The organism is Rhodococcus sp. BE178 (assembly GCF_050433545.1).
Classification (GTDB): domain Bacteria; phylum Actinomycetota; class Actinomycetes; order Mycobacteriales; family Mycobacteriaceae; genus Prescottella.
On the sequence record NZ_JBNPXA010000008.1, the window covers coordinates 117412 to 137835 of the forward strand.

General features: G+C 68.6%; 16 protein-coding genes. 10 read left to right on the forward strand and 6 right to left on the reverse strand.

The genetic code is table 11. From position 1 onward, the window contains the following. The first annotated feature begins 115 nt into the window (after nt 1-115). The 6 genes from J2X34_RS15950 (at nt 116) to J2X34_RS15975 (ending at nt 3753) form a co-directional block, all read left to right on the forward strand. Entirely contained in the window at nt 116-583 is a 468-nt protein-coding gene (locus J2X34_RS15950; RefSeq protein WP_114723667.1) for an SRPBCC family protein, read from the forward strand. After that, a complete protein-coding gene (locus tag J2X34_RS15955) occupies nt 580-918 on the forward strand; it encodes an ArsR/SmtB family transcription factor (RefSeq protein WP_114723668.1) in 339 nt (112 codons plus the stop codon). The genes J2X34_RS15950 and J2X34_RS15955 overlap by 4 nt, the downstream gene beginning before the upstream one ends. 19 nt (nt 919-937) lie before the next feature. Continuing rightward, nucleotides 938-1381, forward strand: a complete 444-nt coding sequence (locus J2X34_RS15960) for an SRPBCC family protein (RefSeq protein ID WP_429518296.1) — start codon at nt 938-940, stop codon at nt 1379-1381. Nucleotides 1382-1566: 185 nt separating this feature from the next. Further along, nucleotides 1567-2343, forward strand: coding sequence for a thioesterase family protein (locus tag J2X34_RS15965; protein WP_429518417.1), 777 nt, complete (start codon nt 1567-1569; stop codon nt 2341-2343). Nucleotides 2344-2386: 43 nt separating this feature from the next. Then, on the forward strand, nt 2387-3145 hold the full coding sequence (locus J2X34_RS15970; protein ID WP_114723383.1) for a LamB/YcsF family protein: 759 nt from the start codon (nt 2387-2389) through the stop codon (nt 3143-3145). Further along, a complete protein-coding gene (locus tag J2X34_RS15975; protein WP_114723384.1) occupies nt 3145-3753 on the forward strand; it encodes a 5-oxoprolinase subunit B family protein in 609 nt (202 codons plus the stop codon). The genes J2X34_RS15970 and J2X34_RS15975 overlap by 1 nt, the downstream gene beginning before the upstream one ends. Nucleotides 3754-3755: 2 nt before the next feature. Here J2X34_RS15975 and J2X34_RS15980 read toward each other — a convergent pair whose 3' ends face one another. Then, nucleotides 3756-5363, reverse strand: a complete 1608-nt coding sequence (locus tag J2X34_RS15980) for a class I adenylate-forming enzyme family protein (protein ID WP_429518299.1) — start codon at nt 5361-5363, stop codon at nt 3756-3758. Nucleotides 5364-5711: 348 nt separating this feature from the next. Between J2X34_RS15980 and J2X34_RS15985 the strand changes: the two genes are divergently transcribed. Further along, the gene (locus tag J2X34_RS15985; RefSeq protein WP_429518301.1) at nt 5712-8867 is read left to right on the forward strand and encodes an NAD-glutamate dehydrogenase domain-containing protein; all 3156 of its coding nucleotides are present in this window, start codon (nt 5712-5714) and stop codon (nt 8865-8867) included. 39 nt (nt 8868-8906) lie between these two features. On the opposite strand, the gene J2X34_RS15990 is transcribed toward J2X34_RS15985, so the two are convergent. Next, nucleotides 8907-10433, reverse strand: coding sequence for a PucR family transcriptional regulator (locus tag J2X34_RS15990; protein WP_429518303.1), 1527 nt, complete (start codon nt 10431-10433; stop codon nt 8907-8909). Between the two features lie 141 nt (nt 10434-10574). Between J2X34_RS15990 and gabT the strand changes: the two genes are divergently transcribed. Together gabT and J2X34_RS16000 are read left to right on the forward strand one after the other, a co-directional pair. Then, nucleotides 10575-11921 (forward strand): 4-aminobutyrate--2-oxoglutarate transaminase, encoded by a 1347-nt coding sequence (gabT, locus tag J2X34_RS15995; protein ID WP_114723387.1) that lies wholly within the window; start codon nt 10575-10577, stop codon nt 11919-11921. A gap of 53 nt (nt 11922-11974) precedes the next feature. Beyond that, nucleotides 11975-13432, forward strand: a complete 1458-nt coding sequence (locus J2X34_RS16000) for an NAD-dependent succinate-semialdehyde dehydrogenase (protein ID WP_429518305.1) — start codon at nt 11975-11977, stop codon at nt 13430-13432. A gap of 359 nt (nt 13433-13791) precedes the next feature. On the opposite strand, the gene J2X34_RS16005 is transcribed toward J2X34_RS16000, so the two are convergent. Together J2X34_RS16005 and J2X34_RS16010 are read right to left on the reverse strand one after the other, a co-directional pair. Further along, nucleotides 13792-15183 (reverse strand): aspartate aminotransferase family protein, encoded by a 1392-nt coding sequence (locus J2X34_RS16005; RefSeq protein WP_429518306.1) that lies wholly within the window; start codon nt 15181-15183, stop codon nt 13792-13794. 20 nt (nt 15184-15203) lie between these two features. Next, the gene (locus J2X34_RS16010; RefSeq protein ID WP_114723389.1) at nt 15204-16715 is read right to left on the reverse strand and encodes a CoA-acylating methylmalonate-semialdehyde dehydrogenase; all 1512 of its coding nucleotides are present in this window, start codon (nt 16713-16715) and stop codon (nt 15204-15206) included. 127 nt (nt 16716-16842) lie between these two features. Between J2X34_RS16010 and J2X34_RS16015 the strand changes: the two genes are divergently transcribed. After that, entirely contained in the window at nt 16843-18483 is a 1641-nt protein-coding gene (locus J2X34_RS16015) for a PucR family transcriptional regulator (RefSeq protein ID WP_114723390.1), read from the forward strand. A gap of 67 nt (nt 18484-18550) precedes the next feature. Here J2X34_RS16015 and J2X34_RS16020 read toward each other — a convergent pair whose 3' ends face one another. Next, nucleotides 18551-18931 (reverse strand): DMT family transporter, encoded by a 381-nt coding sequence (locus J2X34_RS16020; protein WP_181818884.1) that lies wholly within the window; start codon nt 18929-18931, stop codon nt 18551-18553. After that, nucleotides 18928-20346: an APC family permease gene (locus J2X34_RS16025; protein WP_429518309.1), complete on the reverse strand. Its 1419-nt coding sequence runs from the start codon at nt 20344-20346 to the stop codon at nt 18928-18930. The genes J2X34_RS16020 and J2X34_RS16025 overlap by 4 nt, the downstream gene beginning before the upstream one ends. Between the last annotated feature and the right edge of the window lie 78 nt (nt 20347-20424).

Here is a 20424-nt window from a genome sequence, read left to right on the forward strand (position 1 = left end):
CCGGCCCTGCGGTAAACCATCCGACCACCAGAACAAAGCGCAATGATTGGTTGCGCATACGGCCCGCGGCCGGATACCCTCATGTGCAACCAAACGTTGCGATAGAGGAGACGGCATGGAGTACGGACGAATCGAGCGCTCGATATACGTCGAAGCCGAGCCCGACGTGGTCTACGAGGTCATCAGCAGTCCCGAGCACCTGAAGGAGTGGTGGCCCGACGAGGTCGTCGACCTGGAACCGGTCCCGGGCTCCGTCGGCGAACTCGTGTGGGGCGACAGGACCTCCCCCGACGGACATGTCGCCCCGATCACGGTGATCGACGCTCAGCCACCCCGACTGTTCTCCTTCCGCTGGGTTCACCCGGCCGATGAGGCAGCGGCCCCCGGCAACTCCCTGTTGGTGACGTTCGAGCTCGTCCCCTCGGGAGAGGGCACGACGGTCCGCATGACGGAAACCGGCTTCCGTGAGATGGGTTGGGAGATCGCTGTTCTCGAGGAGCAGTACAACTCGCACATCGAGGGATGGGACCGGCATCTGCCGCGCCTCGTCGAGTACATCAGCCGTCTGGGTGCGAGCCGATGAACTCCGTTGTCGACGACGGGCTCTGGTCCGCGATCGGGGACCCGACACGGCGACGAATGCTCGACCTGCTGCTGGCAGACGGCGAGGGGACGGCGACCAGTCTCAGTGAGCAGCTACCCGTGACCCGTCAAGCTGTCGCGAAACACCTCGGAGTTCTCGACCGCGTCGGTTTGGTGCATGTGACGCCCGCGGGCCGGGAGCGGCTCTACCGGGTCGATGACGCACAACTCGCCCGCGCCGTAGAGCAGCTCAATGCCGTCGGGTCGACATGGGACGCCAGGCTGCAGCGCATCAAGCGGATCGCAGAAGCAATCCAACGCAACAGACAAAAGTGAGAAGAGAGAGGGACTCGAGATGGTTGACATTCTGCACAGGGTCGGGATCAAGACGCCTTCCGTCGACGATGTCTATGCGGCGTTGACGACGGTCGACGGGCTTGCCGGCTGGTGGGCCAGCGACACAGACGGAGACGCGAACGTCGGAGGGACACTCCAGTTCCGCTTCGGAGCAGACGGTTTCGATATGAAGGTGATCGAGCTCCAGCCCGCGAAGCGAGTGCTGTGGGAGGTGATCGAAGGGCCCGAGGAATGGGTCGGCACCCGAGTGGTGTGGGACCTCCGACGCGACGGCGACTACACGGTCGTCCTCTTCACACACGAAAGGTGGAAGGAACCCGTGGAGTTCATGCACCATTGCAGCACCAAATGGGCACTCTTCCTGATGAGCCTGAAGGCGATGGTCGAAACCGGAACGGGCGCACCAGATCCTCGGGACGTCAAGATCGACAACTGGAACTAGTCTCGACCTCGTCTGGCACGACAACCCGGCTGCGTTCCGCCCCTGAGCCCGACCCGGGTAGTCGGATCCGGCCGGGCCGACGCGACGTTCTCCACCTCACCCCCGATCGGGGGTGCCCGGATCGGTACTGCAGTCCTAGATTCAGTACCGATCCGCCGCGACCCCGAACCCGTAGGGAGAGACCGATTCACTACTTCGAGCGACTGTCCGAGACGGCCTTCCTCGCAACCAGCCACACCGGCGGCGCCTGGAACACCGAGGAACAGCACATCGCACCTGCCCTGGGGTTGCTGGCGCACGCAATCGAGACCGACCGCGATCGGCGCCGCGACGACCGCCCTGCCATCGGCCGACTGTCCTACGACATCCTCGGCACCCTCCCGATCGGCGTCGTGGAGACATCCGTCCGCACGATCCGTGCCGGGCGCACGATCGAACTGGTCGAGGCGACGCTCAGCCACGACGGCCGCGCCGCCGTCGTCGCTCGGGCGTGGCTGATGCAGGCCTTCGAGACGCAGCCGTTCCACGCGACTCCGTTCCCCGTCATCGCCGCGCCCGAGGACATGCCGTCGTGGGACGCGACGACGGTCTGGCCGGGAGGATTCATCGAGTCCGCGGACGTACGGCGGGACCAGATCGAACCCGGTCGCGCGTCGTTCTGGGTGCGGACCCCGGCGGACCTCGTTGCGAACGAGCAGGTCAGTTCCGTCGCGCGGACCGCCGGCCTGCTCGACATCGCCAACGGGATGACCACGCGTATCAGCCCGACCGACGTGGCCTTCCCCAATCTGGACCTCACCTTCCACCTGTTCGCCGAACCACACGGGGAATGGGTCGGTTTCGACACGAACGTGAGCTTCGGCGCAACCGGCATCGGACTCACGCACAGCGTCGTCAGTGACGTCCGCGGCCCGATCGGGACGTCGTCGCAGATCCTCACCGTCCGGCCGACCGCACGGTAGAAGCAGGTCCGCCGCGCGTCGGCCGCGGAACTAGGATCGAGTTGTGGCATACATCGACCTCAACAGCGATCTCGGCGAGAGTTACGGCGCGTGGACGCTCGGCGACGACGCGGCGATGCTGGGCCTCGTCACGAGCGCCAACATCGCGAGCGGGTTCCACGCCGGCGATCCCGCGACGCTGCTCCGCACATGCCGCGAGGCCGTCGCGCAGGGTGTGAGGATCGGCGCGCAGGTGGGCTACCGTGACCTCGCCGGCTTCGGACGCCGCTTCATCGACATCGCACCCGTCGACCTCACCGCCGAGGTGATCTACCAGATCGGGGCTCTCGACGCGTTGGCCCGTACTGTCGGCTCGTCGGTCACCTATGTCAAACCGCACGGCGCGCTGTACAACGCGATCGTCCACCACCGCGAACAGGCGCGTGCCGTGGTGGCTGCAGTCCGCGCGGTCGATGCGTCGTTGCCGGTACTCGGACTGCCCGGCTCCGTCTTCCTGGAGGAGGCCGAGAAGGCCGGGCTGCGCACCGTCACCGAGGCTTTCGCCGACCGCGCCTACACGCCCGCCGGCATCCTGGTTCCCCGGACCGAGGCCGGTGCCGTGCTGCACGACCCGGATGTTGTGGCCGACCGAGTGGTCCAGCTCGTCACGAGCGGCAGGGTGCACGCCGTCGACGGCTCGCAGGTGTCGATCGCGGCGGAAACCGTGTGCGTGCACGGCGACACACCGGAGGCAGTCGCGATGGCAGCGGCCATCCGCGCCCGCCTCGATACCGAACAGATCCATGTGAAACCGTTCATCTGATGCGGATCCTCGGCATGGGCGACCGGGCGCTGCTGGTCGAGTACGACGGACTCGACGCGGCGGTCGCGCACTTCTGTGGGCTCGAGGCGCACCGCCACCCCGCAGTCACCGATCTGGTTCCGGCGGCCCGCACGATCCTGGTGCGGTTCCGCGATGCGCGCCCCGACAGCATCGCGACCTGGGTGCGCTCGACCGCGCCGATCGCGGATGACGCGATGTCCGCGGCCGATCCAGTCGCGGTCCCCGTCTGCTACGACGGGCCCGACCTGGCCGAGGTCGGCGATCGCACCGGTCTCAGTGTCGACGGGGTGATCGCCGCCCACACCGAGCGGACCTGGACGGTGGCCTTCGTCGGTTTCAGCCCCGGCTTCGGCTATCTCGTCGGCGGCGAGGACACCGGCCTGCACGTCCCCCGCCGCTCGTCGCCCCGCACCGAGGTCCCCGCCGGCGCCGTCGGGTTGGCCGGCGAGTTCACGGGGATCTATCCGCGTTCGTCACCGGGTGGCTGGCAACTGATCGGAACCACCCCCGAACGGATGTGGGACGTGGACCGCGACCCGCCCGCACTGCTGCAGCCGGGTACCGCGGTCCGCTTCGTCGCGGTCTGATGTCACACCCGGGACTGCACCGCGGTCCGTAGTTCGTGCTTGCGGGTCTTGCCGGTCGCGGTCTTGGGCAGCGCCTCGACGACGATGACGCGCTTCGGTACCTGGAAGCCCGCCAACTGCTGCCGCGCGTGGTCGAGGATGCGGGCCTCGAGTCCGTCCTCGCCGGTATCGGGCACCGGGACTACGGCCACACACACCGCCTCTCCCCACCGCTCGTCCGGCACCCCGATCACCGAACATTCCAGCACTCCGGGCACATTGGCGACGACGCGTTCGACCTCGATCGACGAGACGTTCTCGCCGCCGGACTTGATGATGTCCTTGAGTCGGTCGGTGAACCACACGACGCCCTCCTCGTCGATATGGCCTATGTCGCCGCTGTGGAACCACCCGTGCGCGAATGCCTTCGTGTTCGCCTCCATGTTGTTCCAGTAGCCGCTGCACACGTGCGGTCCGCGGTAGACGATCTCGCCGGTCTCCCCGGACGCCAGCAGGGTTCCGTCGACGTCCATGATCGCCACCTCTACCGTCGGTACCGGCGGCCCCCACGAGCCGGGCTTGGTGGTCCGATGTTCGGGCCACTGCAGCGCCGTCGCCGGCACCACCTCGGTCTGCCCCGACCCGAGGATCACCGCCGCGTTCGGGAAGGCGGCGTCCACTCGATCGAGGACCTCGGCCGGCATCTGCGCCATCGCGTAGATGCACAGCCGGACCGACTCGAGGTTCCTCGGAGCGGCGGCGTTCACGTCGACCAGCGCCTTCCACATGATCGGTAGCAGCATCGCGTGCGTGACATCGTGCTTCTCGATCGCGTCGAGTACCACGGCTGGATCGAACCGTCCGGGGAGAACGACCCGCCCGCCGGTCATGAGCATCGGGAGCACGAGGGTGTTGAGTCCGGTGGTGTGGAACAGCGGCAGCACGTTCAGCAGGGTCGACGGCGAGTTCCCCCACGAACTACCCTGCATCAGCGCGTTCGTCAGGCCGGCAACCATCACCGAGACATGGCTGGTGAGAACACCTTTCGGATGGGATGTGGTACCGGACGTGTAGAGGCACTGGACCAGGTCCCGATCCTCGACGATCACCTCGAGGCGGCCGTCGGCACCGCGGTCGACCAGTGTTTCCCAACGCTGGACGGCGCGGCCCGCGATCTCGTCGACCGCCGCATCGACGACCACCACCATGCGCACCGAGTCGAGTCGGGGCAGCGCCGCTTCGAGCAGCGGAACGAACGCGGCGTCGGCCACGACGACGGCGGCGCCCGCGTCGCGCAGGATCCATTCGATGTCCTCGGCCGTCAGTGCGATGCTCACGGGCATCGCGACCAGCGCCGACTTCGCGCACGCGAAATACGTGGCCAGGAGCTTCCAGCCGTCGGCCATCAGCATCGCCACCGGCTGCTGCCGTTCGATCCCGGCGTCGAGAAACGCGTGTCCCAGGGCCTCCGCGGCATCGTCGAGTTCGCGGTAGGTGACCGGCCGCCCACGATCGATGACCGCCTCACGGCTTCCGAGCACGCGCGCGACCCGCGTCAACGCATCCCCCACACATACCCGGGCTGCGAGATTCAACTCCAACGAATCGATACCGGACAGATTGGATTTCACTGACGCGACCTTTCTTGGACAGAAGCGGACCCGAGCAAACCCACGAACAAACGACCCGATCCACGACACCGAACAGGGACGTGAGGTAGATCACTTCCGATGGGCTGCGGGCCAGCATTTCACTCGACACGCGAGAAAGCAAGCACTCATGCTTGTTTATCTCCGGTGGCCGGACGGCGCGTCCGGGACCGGCCGTACCTGCCGAACCATCGGAACGCGGATGTGCGTTTCGGTGGATCGCAGCCTCCCGCCTCGACAAACTGTCCAGTCGAAAATCCTTGCGAGCACGGCACACTCAGAGCGTCCAGGCCCGACGACTCAGACTCCGCCGACCGAACAAGGTGTGTGATGACCATCAGCAAGGGATCGATGACGCTCCCCTCCGCTCCGAACGCCGACAACCGCCCCCGCATGAAACTGGTCGCTCCCCGCGACGCTCCCGACGCCCCCGAAACCCCCGACACCATGGACGCGATCGTGGTGTGGCCGGGCGCGCGACCGCCGTTGTCCGACGTCGCGAGGGACTTCGAGTGCTTCGGCCTTCGCATCGAAGAACACGAACCCATCGCCGCCCCGCGGCCGAGCGGCGAACATGCCCCCGCGGACCGATTCCGTTTCAGCAGCCCCGACCGGACGTGGGCGGTCGACGCCACCGCACTGCTCGTCGACGCGTTCGAGACCGCGACCGCCGACGGCCTCGAGATCGACCGGTTCTGCATGCTCACCCCCGTCGCCGGCCTCAGCTGGCGCGACGTCGTGCTGGTTCGCTGCATGGTCCGCTACCTCCAGCAGGTCGGTCTCGGGTTCTCCGACACCTACCTCGTCGACACCCTGCTGCGCCACAACGCCTTCACCCACAGTGTCGTGGCACTGTTCCACGCCCGGTTCGACCCCGCACTGGCCGACCGCGACCGCGGGGTCACCGAGTTGCGGACACGACTGGGCACGCTCGTCGAGGAGGCGGCGACCCTCGACGAGGACCGGATCCTGCGCGCGCTGACGGGTTTCGTCGGGGCGGTGCTGCGGACCAACTGGTACCAGCGCACCGCGGACGGCCGGGTGAAGGAGCACGCCTCGTTCAAGCTCGACCCGTCGCGGCTGACGCAGCCCGGTCGCATCGTTCCGCACCGCGAGATCTTCGTCCGCGGCGGTGGCGTCGAGGGTGTCCACGTCCGGGCCGGTGAGGTCGCCCGCGGTGGACTGCGCTGGTCGGACCGACCGGAGAGCTACCGCACCGAGGTGTTGGGGCTGATGACCACCCAGACCGTGAAGAACTCGCCGATCGTCCCGACCGGCGCCAAGGGCTCGTACGTGCTGCTCGGCGGCGTCGCACCCGCCGAGGGGTACGCCGCGTTCATCCGCGGGCTGATGGACGTCACGGACAACCTGGTGGACGGCCGCGTCGTCCCGCCCGCCGATACCGTCGTGTACGACGACGCCGACCCCTACCTGGTGGTCGCGGCCGACAAGGGCACGGCCCGGTTCTCGGACGTCGCGAATGCGGTTGCCGCCGAGTACGACTTCTGGCTGGGTGACGCGTTCGCCTCCGGCGGCTCCCGCGGCTACGACCACAAGGCGATGGGCATCACCGCCCGGGGCGCCTGGCTGTCGGTCCGTCGGCACTTCGCCGAACTGGGTGTCGACACCCAGACGGACCCGGTCACCGTCGCGGGCATCGGCGACATGTCCGGCGACGTGTTCGGCAACGGGATGTTGCTCTCGCGCACACTGCGGCTGGTCGCGGCCTTCGACCACCGGCACATCTTCCTGGACCCCGATCCGGACCCGGGCGCCTCATTCGAGCAGCGCCGCACACTTTTCGAGACGCCGGGCTCGAGTTGGGACGACTACCCGCGCGACGCCATCTCCGAGGGCGGCGGCGTCTGGCCGAGATCCGCCAAGCAGGTACCGCTTTCGCCGGCCGTTCGGGCGCGACTCGGCATCGACGCTGACGCACTCGCGCCGGCCGAGCTGATCCGGGCGATCCTCCGAGCGCCGGTGGATCTGCTGTGGAACGGCGGGGTCGGAACATACGTCAAGTGTTCGACCGAAACCGATGGGGATGCAGCCGATCCCGCGAACGACACCGTCCGCGTCGATGCAGCCGACATGCGCTGCCGGGTGGTGGGCGAAGGAGGCAACCTCGGCTTCACCCAGCGGGCTCGGATCGAGTTCGCCGTCCACGGCGGCCGCATCAACGCGGACTTCATCGACAACGCCGCCGGCGTGGCCACTTCCGACCGGGAGGTGAATCTCAAGATCGCGCTGGACGGCGCCGTCGCGGCGGGTGAGGTGAGCGAGGACGAGCGCCACGCACTGCTGGCCGAGTGCTCCGCCGACGTGGCGGGCGCCGTCCTCGGCGACTGCGCGAGCCAGACACTGGCGATCAGCCTCGCCGAGTCGCAGGCCGTGTCGCTGCTCGGACGGCACGATCGCCTGATCGTCAACCTGGAGGCGGTCGGCGGGCTGGACCGAACCCGCGCGGTGCTGCCGAGCAAGCAGGAACTGCGGCTGCGCACCGAAGCCGGACTCGGCCTGACCCGACCCGAAATCGCTACGTTGCTGGCACATTCGAAGAACACCGTGCGCGACGACCTGCTCCGCTCCGAGGTCCCCGACGAACCGATCTTCGCCCACCTGCTCGTCGACTACTTCCCGCCGTCGTTCCGTGACCGGGTTCCCGGTCACATCCACGAGCACCGATTGCGCCGAGAGATCATCGCGACGCAGATCGCGGACCAGTTGATCAATCACGTCGGGCCGGGTCTGATCTACCGGCTCGAGGAGCGACTCGGGGTGAGCACACCCCAGGTCGCGCTGGCGTACGCGGTGGTGGCGGAGCTGTTCGAGGTGGACGCGATGTGGGCCCGCGCCACCTCTGTCGTCGACCCCGCCGACCGCGACGCGTGGGGTCCGCTGCACGCGGTGCAGGCGCTCATCGAGCGCGCGTGTTCGTGGCTGCTGCGCAACCGGCCCGTGCCTCTCGACCCGCAGTCGGAGGTACGGCGGTACCGCGAGGGCGTCCGTCAACTGCTCGCGAAGTCCCTGCCCGCGACCGTCGTCGACGGCACGATCGCCGGCACCTCGCTGCCGCTGCTCGCCGAGGCGCTCCCGTTCGCGGAGAGCTCTCTCGCACTGAGGGTTCCGATCGACCGGGTGGCAGACGCCTACCTGACGCTGGGAGACGACCTGGGCATCTTCCGTGTCGTCGATCGCCTGGAGCACTGGCCCCGGCGGGCGTACTGGGACACGCTCGCAACGGCGGCGCTGCGGGACGAGATCTCCGGGCGACTGCACGCACTGGCCGGCTCCGTCGCGACGCACGGATGCGACGGCGAGTCCCCCGGCGACCGGACGGCGCGGTGGCGCGCACAGCACGAGCCGGTGGTCGCCCGGCTGCGCCGGATCGTGATCGAGGCCCGGGCCGACGGCGACATCGACCTGGCGCGGGCGTGCACGATCAGCGCGGAGCTCGCGACCGCGCTCGCCGCGGTAGCGCAGTAGTCCACTGCCCGCGTGGCGCCCGGAACCTCGGTCCGGGCGCTACGCCTGGGACGCGATGATCGCCAGGAGCAACTCCGCGCGCACCCGGGCGACGTCGAGTCGGCAGTCCAGCAGGGACTCGATCTTCGCGATCCGGCTCCGCAGGGTGTGCCGATGGACGCCCAGCACGTTTGCCGCCGACTCCCAGTGCCCGTTCGCCTCGAGGAACGCACGCAGCGAGGCGACCAGTTCGGTTCCGTGGTCACGATCGTGGTCGGCGAGCGGAGTGATCATCGTGTCGGCGACCGACCGCAGTACCTGACGGGTCGAGTCGAACGTGAGCAGCGCGCTGCCCGTCAGTGCCGAGAACTCGAGCGGTGCGGCGCCGGCTCCGGCCGCCGATGCCGCCAGCTGCGCCTGGTCGATCGCCTCCGCGAAGCGCTCGACGGGCAGCGGACCGCTCAGACCGATCCGCGCGGACCGGCGGACGGACTCCCCCGCGCCGGCGAGCAGAGTCCTCGCGAATGCGACGTCGTCGGTTCCGCGCAGCAGCACCGTCATTCGTCCCTCGGTCCGCCGCAGGAACAGCGGTCGACCCGCCTCGTTCATGGCCGAGGCGATCGAGGACGCGACCGCCTCGGCGTCCCCCGACGACGGGCAGACCCCGGCCAGGGCGCGGACGAAGCCACGGTCGTCCGCGGCCGGCGCGAGTTGTTCACGGGCCGGCTCCAGATCGATGTCCTCCGAGAGCAGCAGCCCGAGGATCTGACTGTTGAGCTGGTTCTGGGCAGCCCGCAGCCGCACCGGCTTCTCGAAGTCGAGCGCCAGCAACGAGTTGGCGTGGCCCAGCAGAACCTGGTCGACGGAGCCGAGCGGCTTGGGGCTCACCACCGCGAGACAGCCGTGGAGGCTGTTGCCCAGCCCGATCCGTTGAACGGTCATCGAGTGGCCCGAATGTGCTTGGGCGACAATGCTCGACGCAGCCTCCGACACCGAGTCGATCAGGTCGGACACCTCCGTCACCGTCTCACCGTCTACGTTCGTCGGATGGCGCTCTAGGAGCCGACCGCGGCGGTCGAAGAGCAGGACCGTCGCATCGGTCGCCACGGCGAGCTCCCGCACGATGGCACGGGCGCCGCCCTGGACCACGGCCCGCGTCATCCGCGGCTGGGCGCGGGACGCTCGCAGGAGTGCGTCGTAACGCTGCTCGGCCAGGCAGTCCATGACCCGCTTCGTGACGGCCGCGAACGGGGTGGGCAGCGGCACCTCCAGCAGCGGCAGTCCGGTCTCGTCGGCCGCCGCGATCAGCGCCTCCGGGATCTCGGAGTGAGTCAGTCCCACCCCGAAGCCGACCGCCGCGACCCCGGCGTCGAACAGACGGCGCAGGTAGTCCCGGTAGCCGTCCACCGCCGACGGAGCCCCGAGCCCCGTCGTCAGCAGCAATTCGCCACCCGAGAGCCACGGCGACGGGTCCGACAGTTCGGTCGTGATCGCGAACTCGATGTCGCGGTCGAGTCCGGAAGCACCACCGCGCAGGCGCAGGGACAACTCCGGCTGCGCCAGCACCCACCGGACGGTCACGCTCATCTCAACTCCTGACCCGGCCCGAGTGCGGTCCGGAATGGTGAATCGTGGGCAGTCCCCCACTCCATTCTGGCAGGTGATCCGCGCTCCACGGCGACCCAGAATAGAACCAGTCAGATCTTCACGACAGGGGTCCTCCACGATATGAACACCACCACCATCGCTTACCGGCTTCCGCAGAAGCGCAACCTCGTCACCGAACTGCCCGGTCCGAACTCGCGAGCACTCACGGAGCGCCGCCGCGCCAGCGTCGCGGCAGGGGTCGGGTCCAGCGTCCCGGTCTACACCGCCGACGCCGACGGCGGTGTGATCGTCGACGTCGACGGAAACTCGCTCGTCGATCTGGGCTCGGGCATCGCGGTCACCAATGTCGGCGCGTCGAATCCCGCCGTCGTCGATGCCGTGCGCGACCAGGCCGGACGCTTCACCCACACGTGCTTCATGGTCACGCCCTACGAGGGATACGTGCAGGTTGCCGAGGAGCTTGCGGCGCTCACGCCGGGCGACCACGAGAAGCGCACCGTGCTGTTCAACTCCGGCGCCGAGGCCGTGGAGAACGCGATCAAGGTCGCGCGTCTGGCGACCGGGCGCACCGCCGTCGTCGCGTTCGACCACGCCTACCACGGCCGCACCAACCTGACGATGGCGCTGACCGCGAAGTCGATGCCGTACAAGGCTCACTTCGGTCCGTTCGCCCCCGAGGTGTACCGGATGCCGATGTCGTACCCGTTCCGGGACGAGCGCGGACTGACGGGCCCGGAGGCGGCGCAGCGTGCGATCACCCAAATCGAGAAGCAGATCGGTGCTGATTCGCTCGCCGCGATCATCATCGAACCGATCCAGGGCGAGGGCGGGTTCATCGTTCCCGCAGAGGGATTCCTGCCGACGCTCGCCACGTGGGCGCGCGCCAACGGAGTCGTCTTCATCGCCGACGAGGTCCAGACCGGGTTCGCCCGCACGGGGTCGTGGTTCGCGTGCGACCACGAAGAGGTGGTGCCGGACATCATCACCATGGCCAAGGGCATCGCCGGCGGACTTCCGCTGTCCGCGATCACGGGCCGCGCCGAACTGCTCGACAAGGTGCACGCCGGCGGCCTCGGTGGCACCTACGGCGGCAACCCGATCGCGTGTGCCGCGGCGCTCGCGGCGATCGACACGATGCGCGAACTCGACCTTCCCGCGCGGGCCCGCCACATCGAGGAGGTCGTGACGACCCGCCTGCGGAAGCTGGCCGAGGAGATCCCCGCGATCGGCGAGGTCCGCGGCCGCGGCGCCATGCTGGCGATGGAGTTCGTGGTGCCGGGCACCACCGAGCCGGATGCCGAGTTGACGCGCAAGGTCGTCGCGTACGCGCTCGAACAGGGCGTCATCCTGCTGACCTGCGGCACGTACGGCAACGTGGTGCGCCTGCTGCCGCCGCTCGTCATCGGCGACGATCTGCTCACCGACGCGCTCGACGTGATCGAGGACGCCGTCCGCGCCTCGGTGTGATCACCGAACGTCATTGACGCTCACTCCACTTTGGACCTACCGGAAGCAGAACGATGATTGATGTCTCCACCCTCGTCTCCCGCGTCCCGACCGGGCTGTGGATCGACGGCGAGTCCACCGCGCCGGTCGGCGGCGGCACGTTCCCGGTGTTCGATCCGGCCACCGGTGAGGCACTGACGACGGTTGCCGATGCCGGCGCCGACGACGCCATCCGCGCACTCGACGTGGCGTGCCGCGTCCAGGCCGAGTGGGCGGCCACCTCCCCGCGCGAGCGATCCGTGATCCTCCGCCGGGCCTGGGAACTCGTCGTCGAGCGGACCGAGGAACTGGCACTGCTGATGACGGCCGAGATGGGAAAGGCCCTGCAGGAGAGCCGCAGTGAGGTCGCGTACGGGGCCGAGTTCCTGCGCTGGTTCAGCGAGGAGGCGGTTCGAATCCAGGGTCGCTCGACGCGATCGCCGGGCGGCGCCGGCCGAATCCTCGTCAACAAGGTGCCGGTGGGCCCCTGCCTGGCGATCACCCCGTGGAACTTCCCGCTCGCCATGGGCACCCGCAAGATCGGCCCCGCGCTCGCCGCGGGCTGCACGATGATCGTCAAGCCCGCCGCGGAGACGCCGCTGACGATGCTGGCGTTCGCGGAGATCCTCGCCGAAGCGGGTCTGCCGGCCGGTGTGGTCTCGGTGCTGCCGACGTCGGACGCCGCCGCGGTGTCCGGGCCGCTGCTCGCCGATCCCCGCCTGCGCAAGGTCACCTTCACCGGTTCCACCCCCGTGGGCCGCGTGCTCATCGAGCAGTCCGCCCGCAACGTCCTGCGCACGTCGATGGAGCTGGGCGGGAACGCGCCGTTCATCGTGTTCGACGACGCGGACCTGGACGCGGCGCTCGACGGGGCGATGGCCGCCAAGATGCGCAACGGCGGTGAGGCGTGCACCGCGGCGAACCGAATCATGGTGGCCAACTCGGTCCGTGAGGAGTTCACCGCGAGGCTCACCGAGCGGATCGCCGCACTGAAGCTCGGCCCCGGGCACGAGCCCGACGTCGACGTCGGACCGCTCGTGAGCGCCAAGCAGCGCGCGAGCGTGGCGGCACTCGTCGACGAGGCGGTCGCGGCGGGCGCCCGGGTGCGCACCGGCGGCCGGACCGTCGACGGCCCCGGCTTCTTCTTCGAGCCGACCGTCCTCGACCAGGTGCCGACCGACTCGCGCATCGTCCGCGACGAGATCTTCGGTCCGGTCGCCGCGATCACCGGGTTCGACACCGAAGAGGAGGCGATCGCCGCGGCCAACGACACCGAATACGGTCTCGCCGCATACATTTTCACGCAGAACCTCGACCGGGCCCTGCGGGTGGCCGACGCGCTCGAGTCGGGCATGGTGGGAGTCAACCGCGGCGTCGTCTCCGACGTCGCCGCACCGTTCGGCGGAGTCAAGCAGTCCGGGCTGGGCAGCGAGGGTGGCGTCGAAGGCATCGACGAGTACCTCGACACCAAGTACATCGGGTTCACGGCCTGACCCGACAACGCAACGAAGAAGGCCGGAGGCTCTGCCTCCGGCCTTCTTCGTTGTGTGCCCGGACTACATGAACAGAGTCGCGGCGCCGATGGCAGCTCCCACGAGGGCAGCGAACGCCGAGACGAGGCCGGCGACAGCGCCGATCTGACCGAGCTGAGTGGTGGACGAACCCATGGAATTACTCCTTCTGTCTTCGATCTTGTTCAGAACTTCCTGGGGCAGCCCGGCAGGCTGCCGTGCACCGATGTGCCGTGTCTGCCTTCCTCCTTCCACCGGATAGCCCGGGCGACAGGCCGATCCGCCCCTGGAGACGCCATGGACTCCAGGGGCGGATCGGCTGGATCACTGATCCGGTCGGATCACCGACCGGCGTGGTTGTCCGCGATATCGAACGCGCCATCGAGGATCGCGAGCCCCTCGCGCACCTCGGTCTCGGTGACGGTGCACGGTGGTACCGCGTGGATCCGGTTGAAGTTGGCGAACGGCAGCAGTCCGCCGGACTTGCACGCCGCGATGACCTCGTTCATCGCCGGACTCGACCCGCCGTACGGTGCCAGCGGTTCCCTGGTGGCGCGGTCGGCGACCAGTTCGATCGCCCAGAACACACCGAGCCCGCGCACCTCACCGATCGACGGGTGGCGCTCCGCGAGTGCGCGCAGACCCGGGCCGAGGATCTCGGCGCCGATCCGGGCGGCGTTGTCGACGACGCCCTCGTCCTCCATCGCCTCGATCGTCGCGACGGCCGCTGCCGTCGCCAGCGGGTGACCCGAGTACGTCAGGCCGCCGGGGTACGCACGATCGGCGAACGTGGCGGCGATCTTCGCGCTGATCGCCACGCCACCGAGCGGGACGTACCCCGAGTTGACACCCTTGGCGAAGGTGATGAGGTCCGGAACCACGTCGAAATGATCGATGGCGAACCACTTTCCGGTCCGCCCGAATCCGGCCATCACCTCGTCCGCGATGAAGACGATCCCGTAGCGGTCACAGATCTCCCGGACCCCGGCCATGTAGCCCGGCGGCGGGACCATGATCCCTGCCGTGCCGGGGACCGACTCGAGGACGATCGCCGCGATCGTGTCGGGGCCCTCCAGTCGGACGACACGATCGAGGTGCTCGAGGGCGCGCTCGGTCTCCTGCGCCTCGTTCTCCGAGTGGAACGCCGACCGGTAGAGGAACGGGCCGTCGAAGTGCACGACACCGCTGTTGCCGTAGTCGTTGGGCCAGCGGCGGGGATCTCCGGTGAGGTTGATCGCGGTGTCGGTGCCGCCGTGGTACGAGCGGTACCGCGACAGCACCTTGTAGCGGCCGGTGTGCAGCCGCGCCATCCGCACCGCGTGCTCGTTCGCATCGGCGCCGCCGTTGGTGAAGAACACCTTGTCCAGGTCGCCGGGGGTGCGCTCGGCGATCAACCGGGCGGCCTCCGAACGCGCGTCGTTGACGTACTGCGGAGCGATGGTGCACAGCTTCGCAGCCTGCCGCTGCACCGCCTCGACCACCCGGGGGTGCTGATGCCCGATGTTGGTGTTGACCAACTGGGAGGAGAAGTCCAGCAGTCGGTTTCCGGCGCCGTCCCACACGTACGAGCCCTCGGCGGCGAGGATGGTCATCGGCGCGATCTGCGCCTGCGCGGACCACGAGTGGAAGACATGCGCGCGGTCGAGCGCGTAGGCACGCTCGCCGTCGGCGCGCGCGGCGGACAGATCCTGGCCGGTCGGAAGAACGACGGGGCCGTCGGTTGTCATCGTCATGTCGGGTGTCCCTTTCCGGCTCAGTTGTTCTGCGGGAAGCCGAGGTTGATGCCACCGTGGCTCGGGTCGAGCCAACGGGTGGTGACGACCTTGCCGCGAGTGAAGAAGTGGACGCCTTCGGCGCCGTGGGCATGGGTGTCGCCGAACAGCGAACTCTTCCAGCCGCCGAAGCTGTAGTACGCCATCGGAACCGGGATCGGGACGTTGATGCCGACCATGCCGACCTCGACCTCGTTCTGGAAGCGGCGTGCCGCACCACCGTCGTTGGTGAAGATCGCGGTGCCGTTGCCGTACTGGTTCGAGTTCACCAGAGCGAGGGCCTCGTCGTAAGACTCGACGCGGACCACCGAGAGCACCGGGCCGAAGATCTCGTCGGTGTAGACGCTCATGTCGGGGGTGACGTGGTCGAGCAGCGTGGGGCCGAGCCAGAAGCCGTCCGCTCCCCCGTTCGCCTCGATGCCGCGACCGTCCACGACGACGGCCGCGCCGGCCGCTTCCCCGGCGTCGACGTACGACGCGACGCGGTCGCGGTGCGCCTTGGTCACCAGGGGACCCATGTCCACCGCACGGGTGCCGTCACCGGTCTGGAGGGCCCGCGTGCGCTCGGCGATCTTGCCGACCAACTCGTCGGCTACGTCACCGACCGCGACCATCACGGAGATGGCCATGCAGCGCTCACCGGCAGACCCGAAGCCGGCGTTCACCATCGCGTCCGCCGCCAGGTCGAGGTCGGCGTCGGGCAGCACGATCGCGTGGTTCTTCGCACCGCCCAGCGCCTGCACCCGCTTGCCGTGCGCGGTTCCGGTGGCGTAGACGTACTGCGCGATCGGGGTCGAGCCGACGAACGAGATCGCCTTGATGTCCGGGGAGGTGAGCAGCTCGTCGACCGCGGTCTTGTCGCCCTGCAGGACGTTGAAGACACCGGCGGGCAGACCTGCCTCGGCCCACAGCTCGGCCATCCAGATCGATGCGGTCGGATCCTTCTCGGACGGCTTGAGGACCACAGTGTTGCCGGTCGCGACGGCGATCGGGAAGAACCACATCGGGACCATCGCCGGGAAGTTGAACGGGGAGATGATCGCGACCGGGCCCACCGGCTGACGGATCGACGCCACGTCCACCGACGTGGACGCGTTCTCGGTCATCCCGCCCTTGAGAAGATGCGCAATGCCGCAGGCGAATTCGACGACCTCCTGGCCGCGAGTCACCTCACCCAGCGCGTCGGAGACCACCTTGCCGTGCTCGGCCGTGATGATCTCGGCGAGCTCGTGCTTGCGCTCGTTGAGCAGCTCCCGGAACCTGAACAGCACAGCGGTGCGCTTGGCGAGCGAACTGTCCCGCCACGCCGGGAACGCCGCCGACGCCGCCGCGATCACCGTGCGGGCGTCCGCCACGCTCGCGAGCGCGACCCGGCCCGTCACGGCGCCGGTCGCCGGATTCGTGACCGGGGCGGTGTCGCCGCTCGTGCCGGCGAAGCTCTTGCCGTCGGACCAGTGCGCGATCGTCCGTGCCGCGCCGTCGCTGTGGGTCATGAATGGAGTCCTGTCTGAGTGGATCGACACGCGCGATCACGCGTGCTGCTTCCACTGTCTGCGCTTCACCGCCTCCCGCAGGCCTGCACTCTGTAAGAGAATCCGACTTGCGCTTTACACTTCGTAAATGCAGCCGACGGTCCGCGACATTCTCGACCTCCCCGTCCTCCAGCGGGGCGAACCGGAGGTGGTCGGGGGCGGCTCCCTCGACCGCCGGGTCCGATGGGTACACGTCAGCGATCTGTACGACCTTTCGAACCTGCTCCAGGGCGGTGAACTGGTCCTCACCACGGGGCGCGCGCTCGTCGACGACCCCGTCGGTTACCTCGAAGGCCTGGCCGCCGCCAACGCGATCGGCCTGGTCGTCGAGCTCGGTCTGCACGTCGACGCGATCCCGCCGGAGGCCGCCGAGGCCGCCGACCGACTCGCTCTGCCCGTCGTCGCACTGCACCGGGAGGTCCGATTCGTCGAGGTCACCGAGGAGGTGCATCGCTCGATCGTGGCCGACCAGTACGCGGAGGTGGCCTTCGCCCGCAACACGCACGAGGCGTTCACCGACCTGAGCATGAAGCGGGCGTCGCCCGGCGAGATCGTCGATGCCGCCGCCGACATCCTCGATGCACCGGTTGTCCTCGAGGACCTCGCACGGCAAGTCCTCGCCTTCGCCGCGCAGGACGTCGAGACCGCGGAACTGCTGTCGGATTGGGAACGCCGGTCGCGACTGACGCCCGTCTCGCACGAGACCGAGGTCTGCGGTCCGGAATCCTGGATCACCACCCCGGTGGGCGCCCATCGCCAGGAGTGGGGCCGACTGGTCGCTCCCCGCCCGATCGGGAACGACGCACGCACCCGGATGACCCTCGAACGCGCGGCGCAGGCACTCGCACTCGGCCGGATGGTCGAACGCGAGGGCACCGCACTCGAGCAGCAGGCGCAGAGCGGCCTGGTCGACGAACTGCGCCGCGGTCGCATCCAGGACGAAGCCGAGGCCACCGCCCGCGCGCATGCCCTGGGGCTGCGCCCCGCGCTGACATATCTGCCCGTGACCATCCGCGTCAGTGAAACACCCAGCGCCGACCAGGTTTTCACACAGCGCCGGCGGGTTCGGATGCTCGACGCCATCCGTCACGCCGTGCGGACGTCACGGCTGACGGCGCTCACGACCAATCCCCGGACCGGATGGTTCGACCTCCTGGTCTCGCAACCCCCGAGCGGCTCCGGCCCCGACGCCCTGCACTCCTTGTGCACCGAGATCCACGCCGCGCTCGGCCGGATCGACGGCGTCGTGCGGTGCACCGTCGGCGTCGGCCCGGACTCGACGCGCCTGCTGGACGCGGCAGGGGGCCTCGCCGAGTCGGCGCACATCGCCGACGTCGCGCAGTCGCTGCCGCAGGACGGCAAGGTCTGTCACCGCTCCGCGGACATCCGACTACGCGGGCTGATCGCCCTGATCCGCACGGATCAGCGCGTGCAGGCCTTCGCCGAGGCCGAACTGCGCGGACTGCTCGAGCACCGCGCACGGCACGACGACGACCTGTTGGACGTGTTGCGCGCCTACCTCGAACTCGGCGGCAACAAGGCCGAACTCGCCAAGCGACTGCGGATTTCGCGTCCCACCCTGTACGCCAAGCTCGCGACCGTCGAACGACTCCTCGGCGTAGACCTCGACGACGCCGAGTCCCGAACGTCGCTGCACGCCGCCGTACTGATCCTCGACAGTCATGCCAGCGCGCCGACACGGGCCGCGCGCACGTCGCGCGACGCCTGAGACCCGGACACGGAGAAAGGCCCCCGGTACCCAAGTCGGGTACCGGGGGCCTTCCGTCATCGCACCGTCAGTGGCCCTCCACGACGGCGGCAGCACTTTCCGGTCCCTCTGGCGACGGCGCCTGCGTGCGGTGGCCCAGGTCGACGAGCACGACGCCGGCGATGATCAGCGCGATCCCCGCGATTGCCGTGAGGGACAGCGATTCCCGGAACACGAGAACGCCGAGCAGGGCGACGACCGTCGTTCCGACGGCCGACCAGATCGCGTAGCCGACACCGACGTCCAGGCCGCGCTGCAGGGCGAACCCCAGCAGCGCGAACGCCATCGCATAGCCGATCACGACGATCACGGACGGTGCGAGCCTGCTGAAGCCGTCGGCGGCCTTGAGCGAGAGCGTCGCGACGACCTCGCATGCGATCGCGCCGGCGAGCAGTCCGTAAGCGCTCACGACTGCACCTGTTCGGGGACGGAACGCCGATCCTGCACGTTGCGTCGGTACAGCCACAGCGCGACCGCCACTGCCAGCACGCCGAACGCCACCGACAGCTCCTTGAAGCCGCCGTACCCCGTGACCTCGAATCCCGTGGCTCCTACGACGAGAATGACAGCAAGGAGTGCCGAGAGCACCAGCGACAGCGGAACGAAGACCGCCGGCAGGCGAATCGGACGGGCCAGGTCGGGGCGGTCCTTGCGCAGCAGGAAGAAACCCGACAGCGCGAAGATGTGAGTCAGGATGTAGCCCAGGTTGCCCGTGACGATGATCGCGAGCGGCGTCTTGAGCACGGTCAGGACCAGCACGTTGACCACCAGCGCCACGGTGAGCGCCCGGACGGGAACACCGCGCTTGTTCAGCACGCCGAGCTGCCGGAGGCTCGTTCCCTCCTTGCCCATGTTGTAGAGAACGCGCGAGCCGTCGGCGAGACCGGTCACCATGATCAGCAGCAGCGAGCAGATCAGGAACAGAACCATGATGTCAGCCGCGCCGCCGACCAGGTTCTGGAAGGCCTCGACGTAGAACGTGGTGGGCGCGTCCGCAATCGCGCCCTCGCCGACGTACCCGGTCAGGATAAGCGGCAGCAGCACGAAGACGCCGAGCGAGAACAGGACTCCCGCCTTGAGGGCCTTGGCCGTGTCGGAGACGGTGTTCCGGTACTCCGGCGCGAACGTCGCGCAGACCTCGACGCCGAACGACGTCCATGCCATGACGTAGAGCCAGACGAGAGCCGTGCGCAGGCCTTCGACGCCGTGCAGGTTCCAGGTCAGACCGGAAACGTCGAAGCCGTTGGCCAGCAGTGGTCCGACGATGAACACCGCGAGCGGGATGAGCAGGATGCCGCCCGTGATGTACACGAACGTCATGGTGATGCGAACGCCGACGACGTTGAGCAGGTAGAGGATTCCGATCACACTCAGGCCGACCACGATCGGGAAGTTCAGCTCGATCGGCCCCACCTCCCACGACCAGTCCTGATCTGGGAACCACTGTGATTGGACGAGGGCGCCGATGATGCCGGCGTAGACGGATAACGATGTGGTCCACGGGAACCAGTACCCGATGGCGGCGAGCGGTCCGACGATCGGCGCACGCTTCTTCCACGCCTCGGCGGCGTACGCCGCGATACCTCCCGACGACTCCGGGAACATCGCGGCGAGTTCGGTGTAGATCCAGTTCGCCCCGGTTGCGAGGAGCATCGAGACGCTCCACAGGAGCACTGCACCCCATCCGCCGAGGCCGACGATCGAGGCGCCGAGCGAGGCGATCAACGCGGCAGGCATCGTCAGCGACATCGCGAAGCCGTCGTACCAGCGCATCGTCTTGTGCAGTTCGGTGGAGGTCTGTTCGGTGGACGTTGTTTCGGCCATGGCATTCCTAAGTCCCGTTGGGGGCGCCACAGGGGCACCCGGATATGACGGTGACTCGGACGGAACAGTGCGGAATCG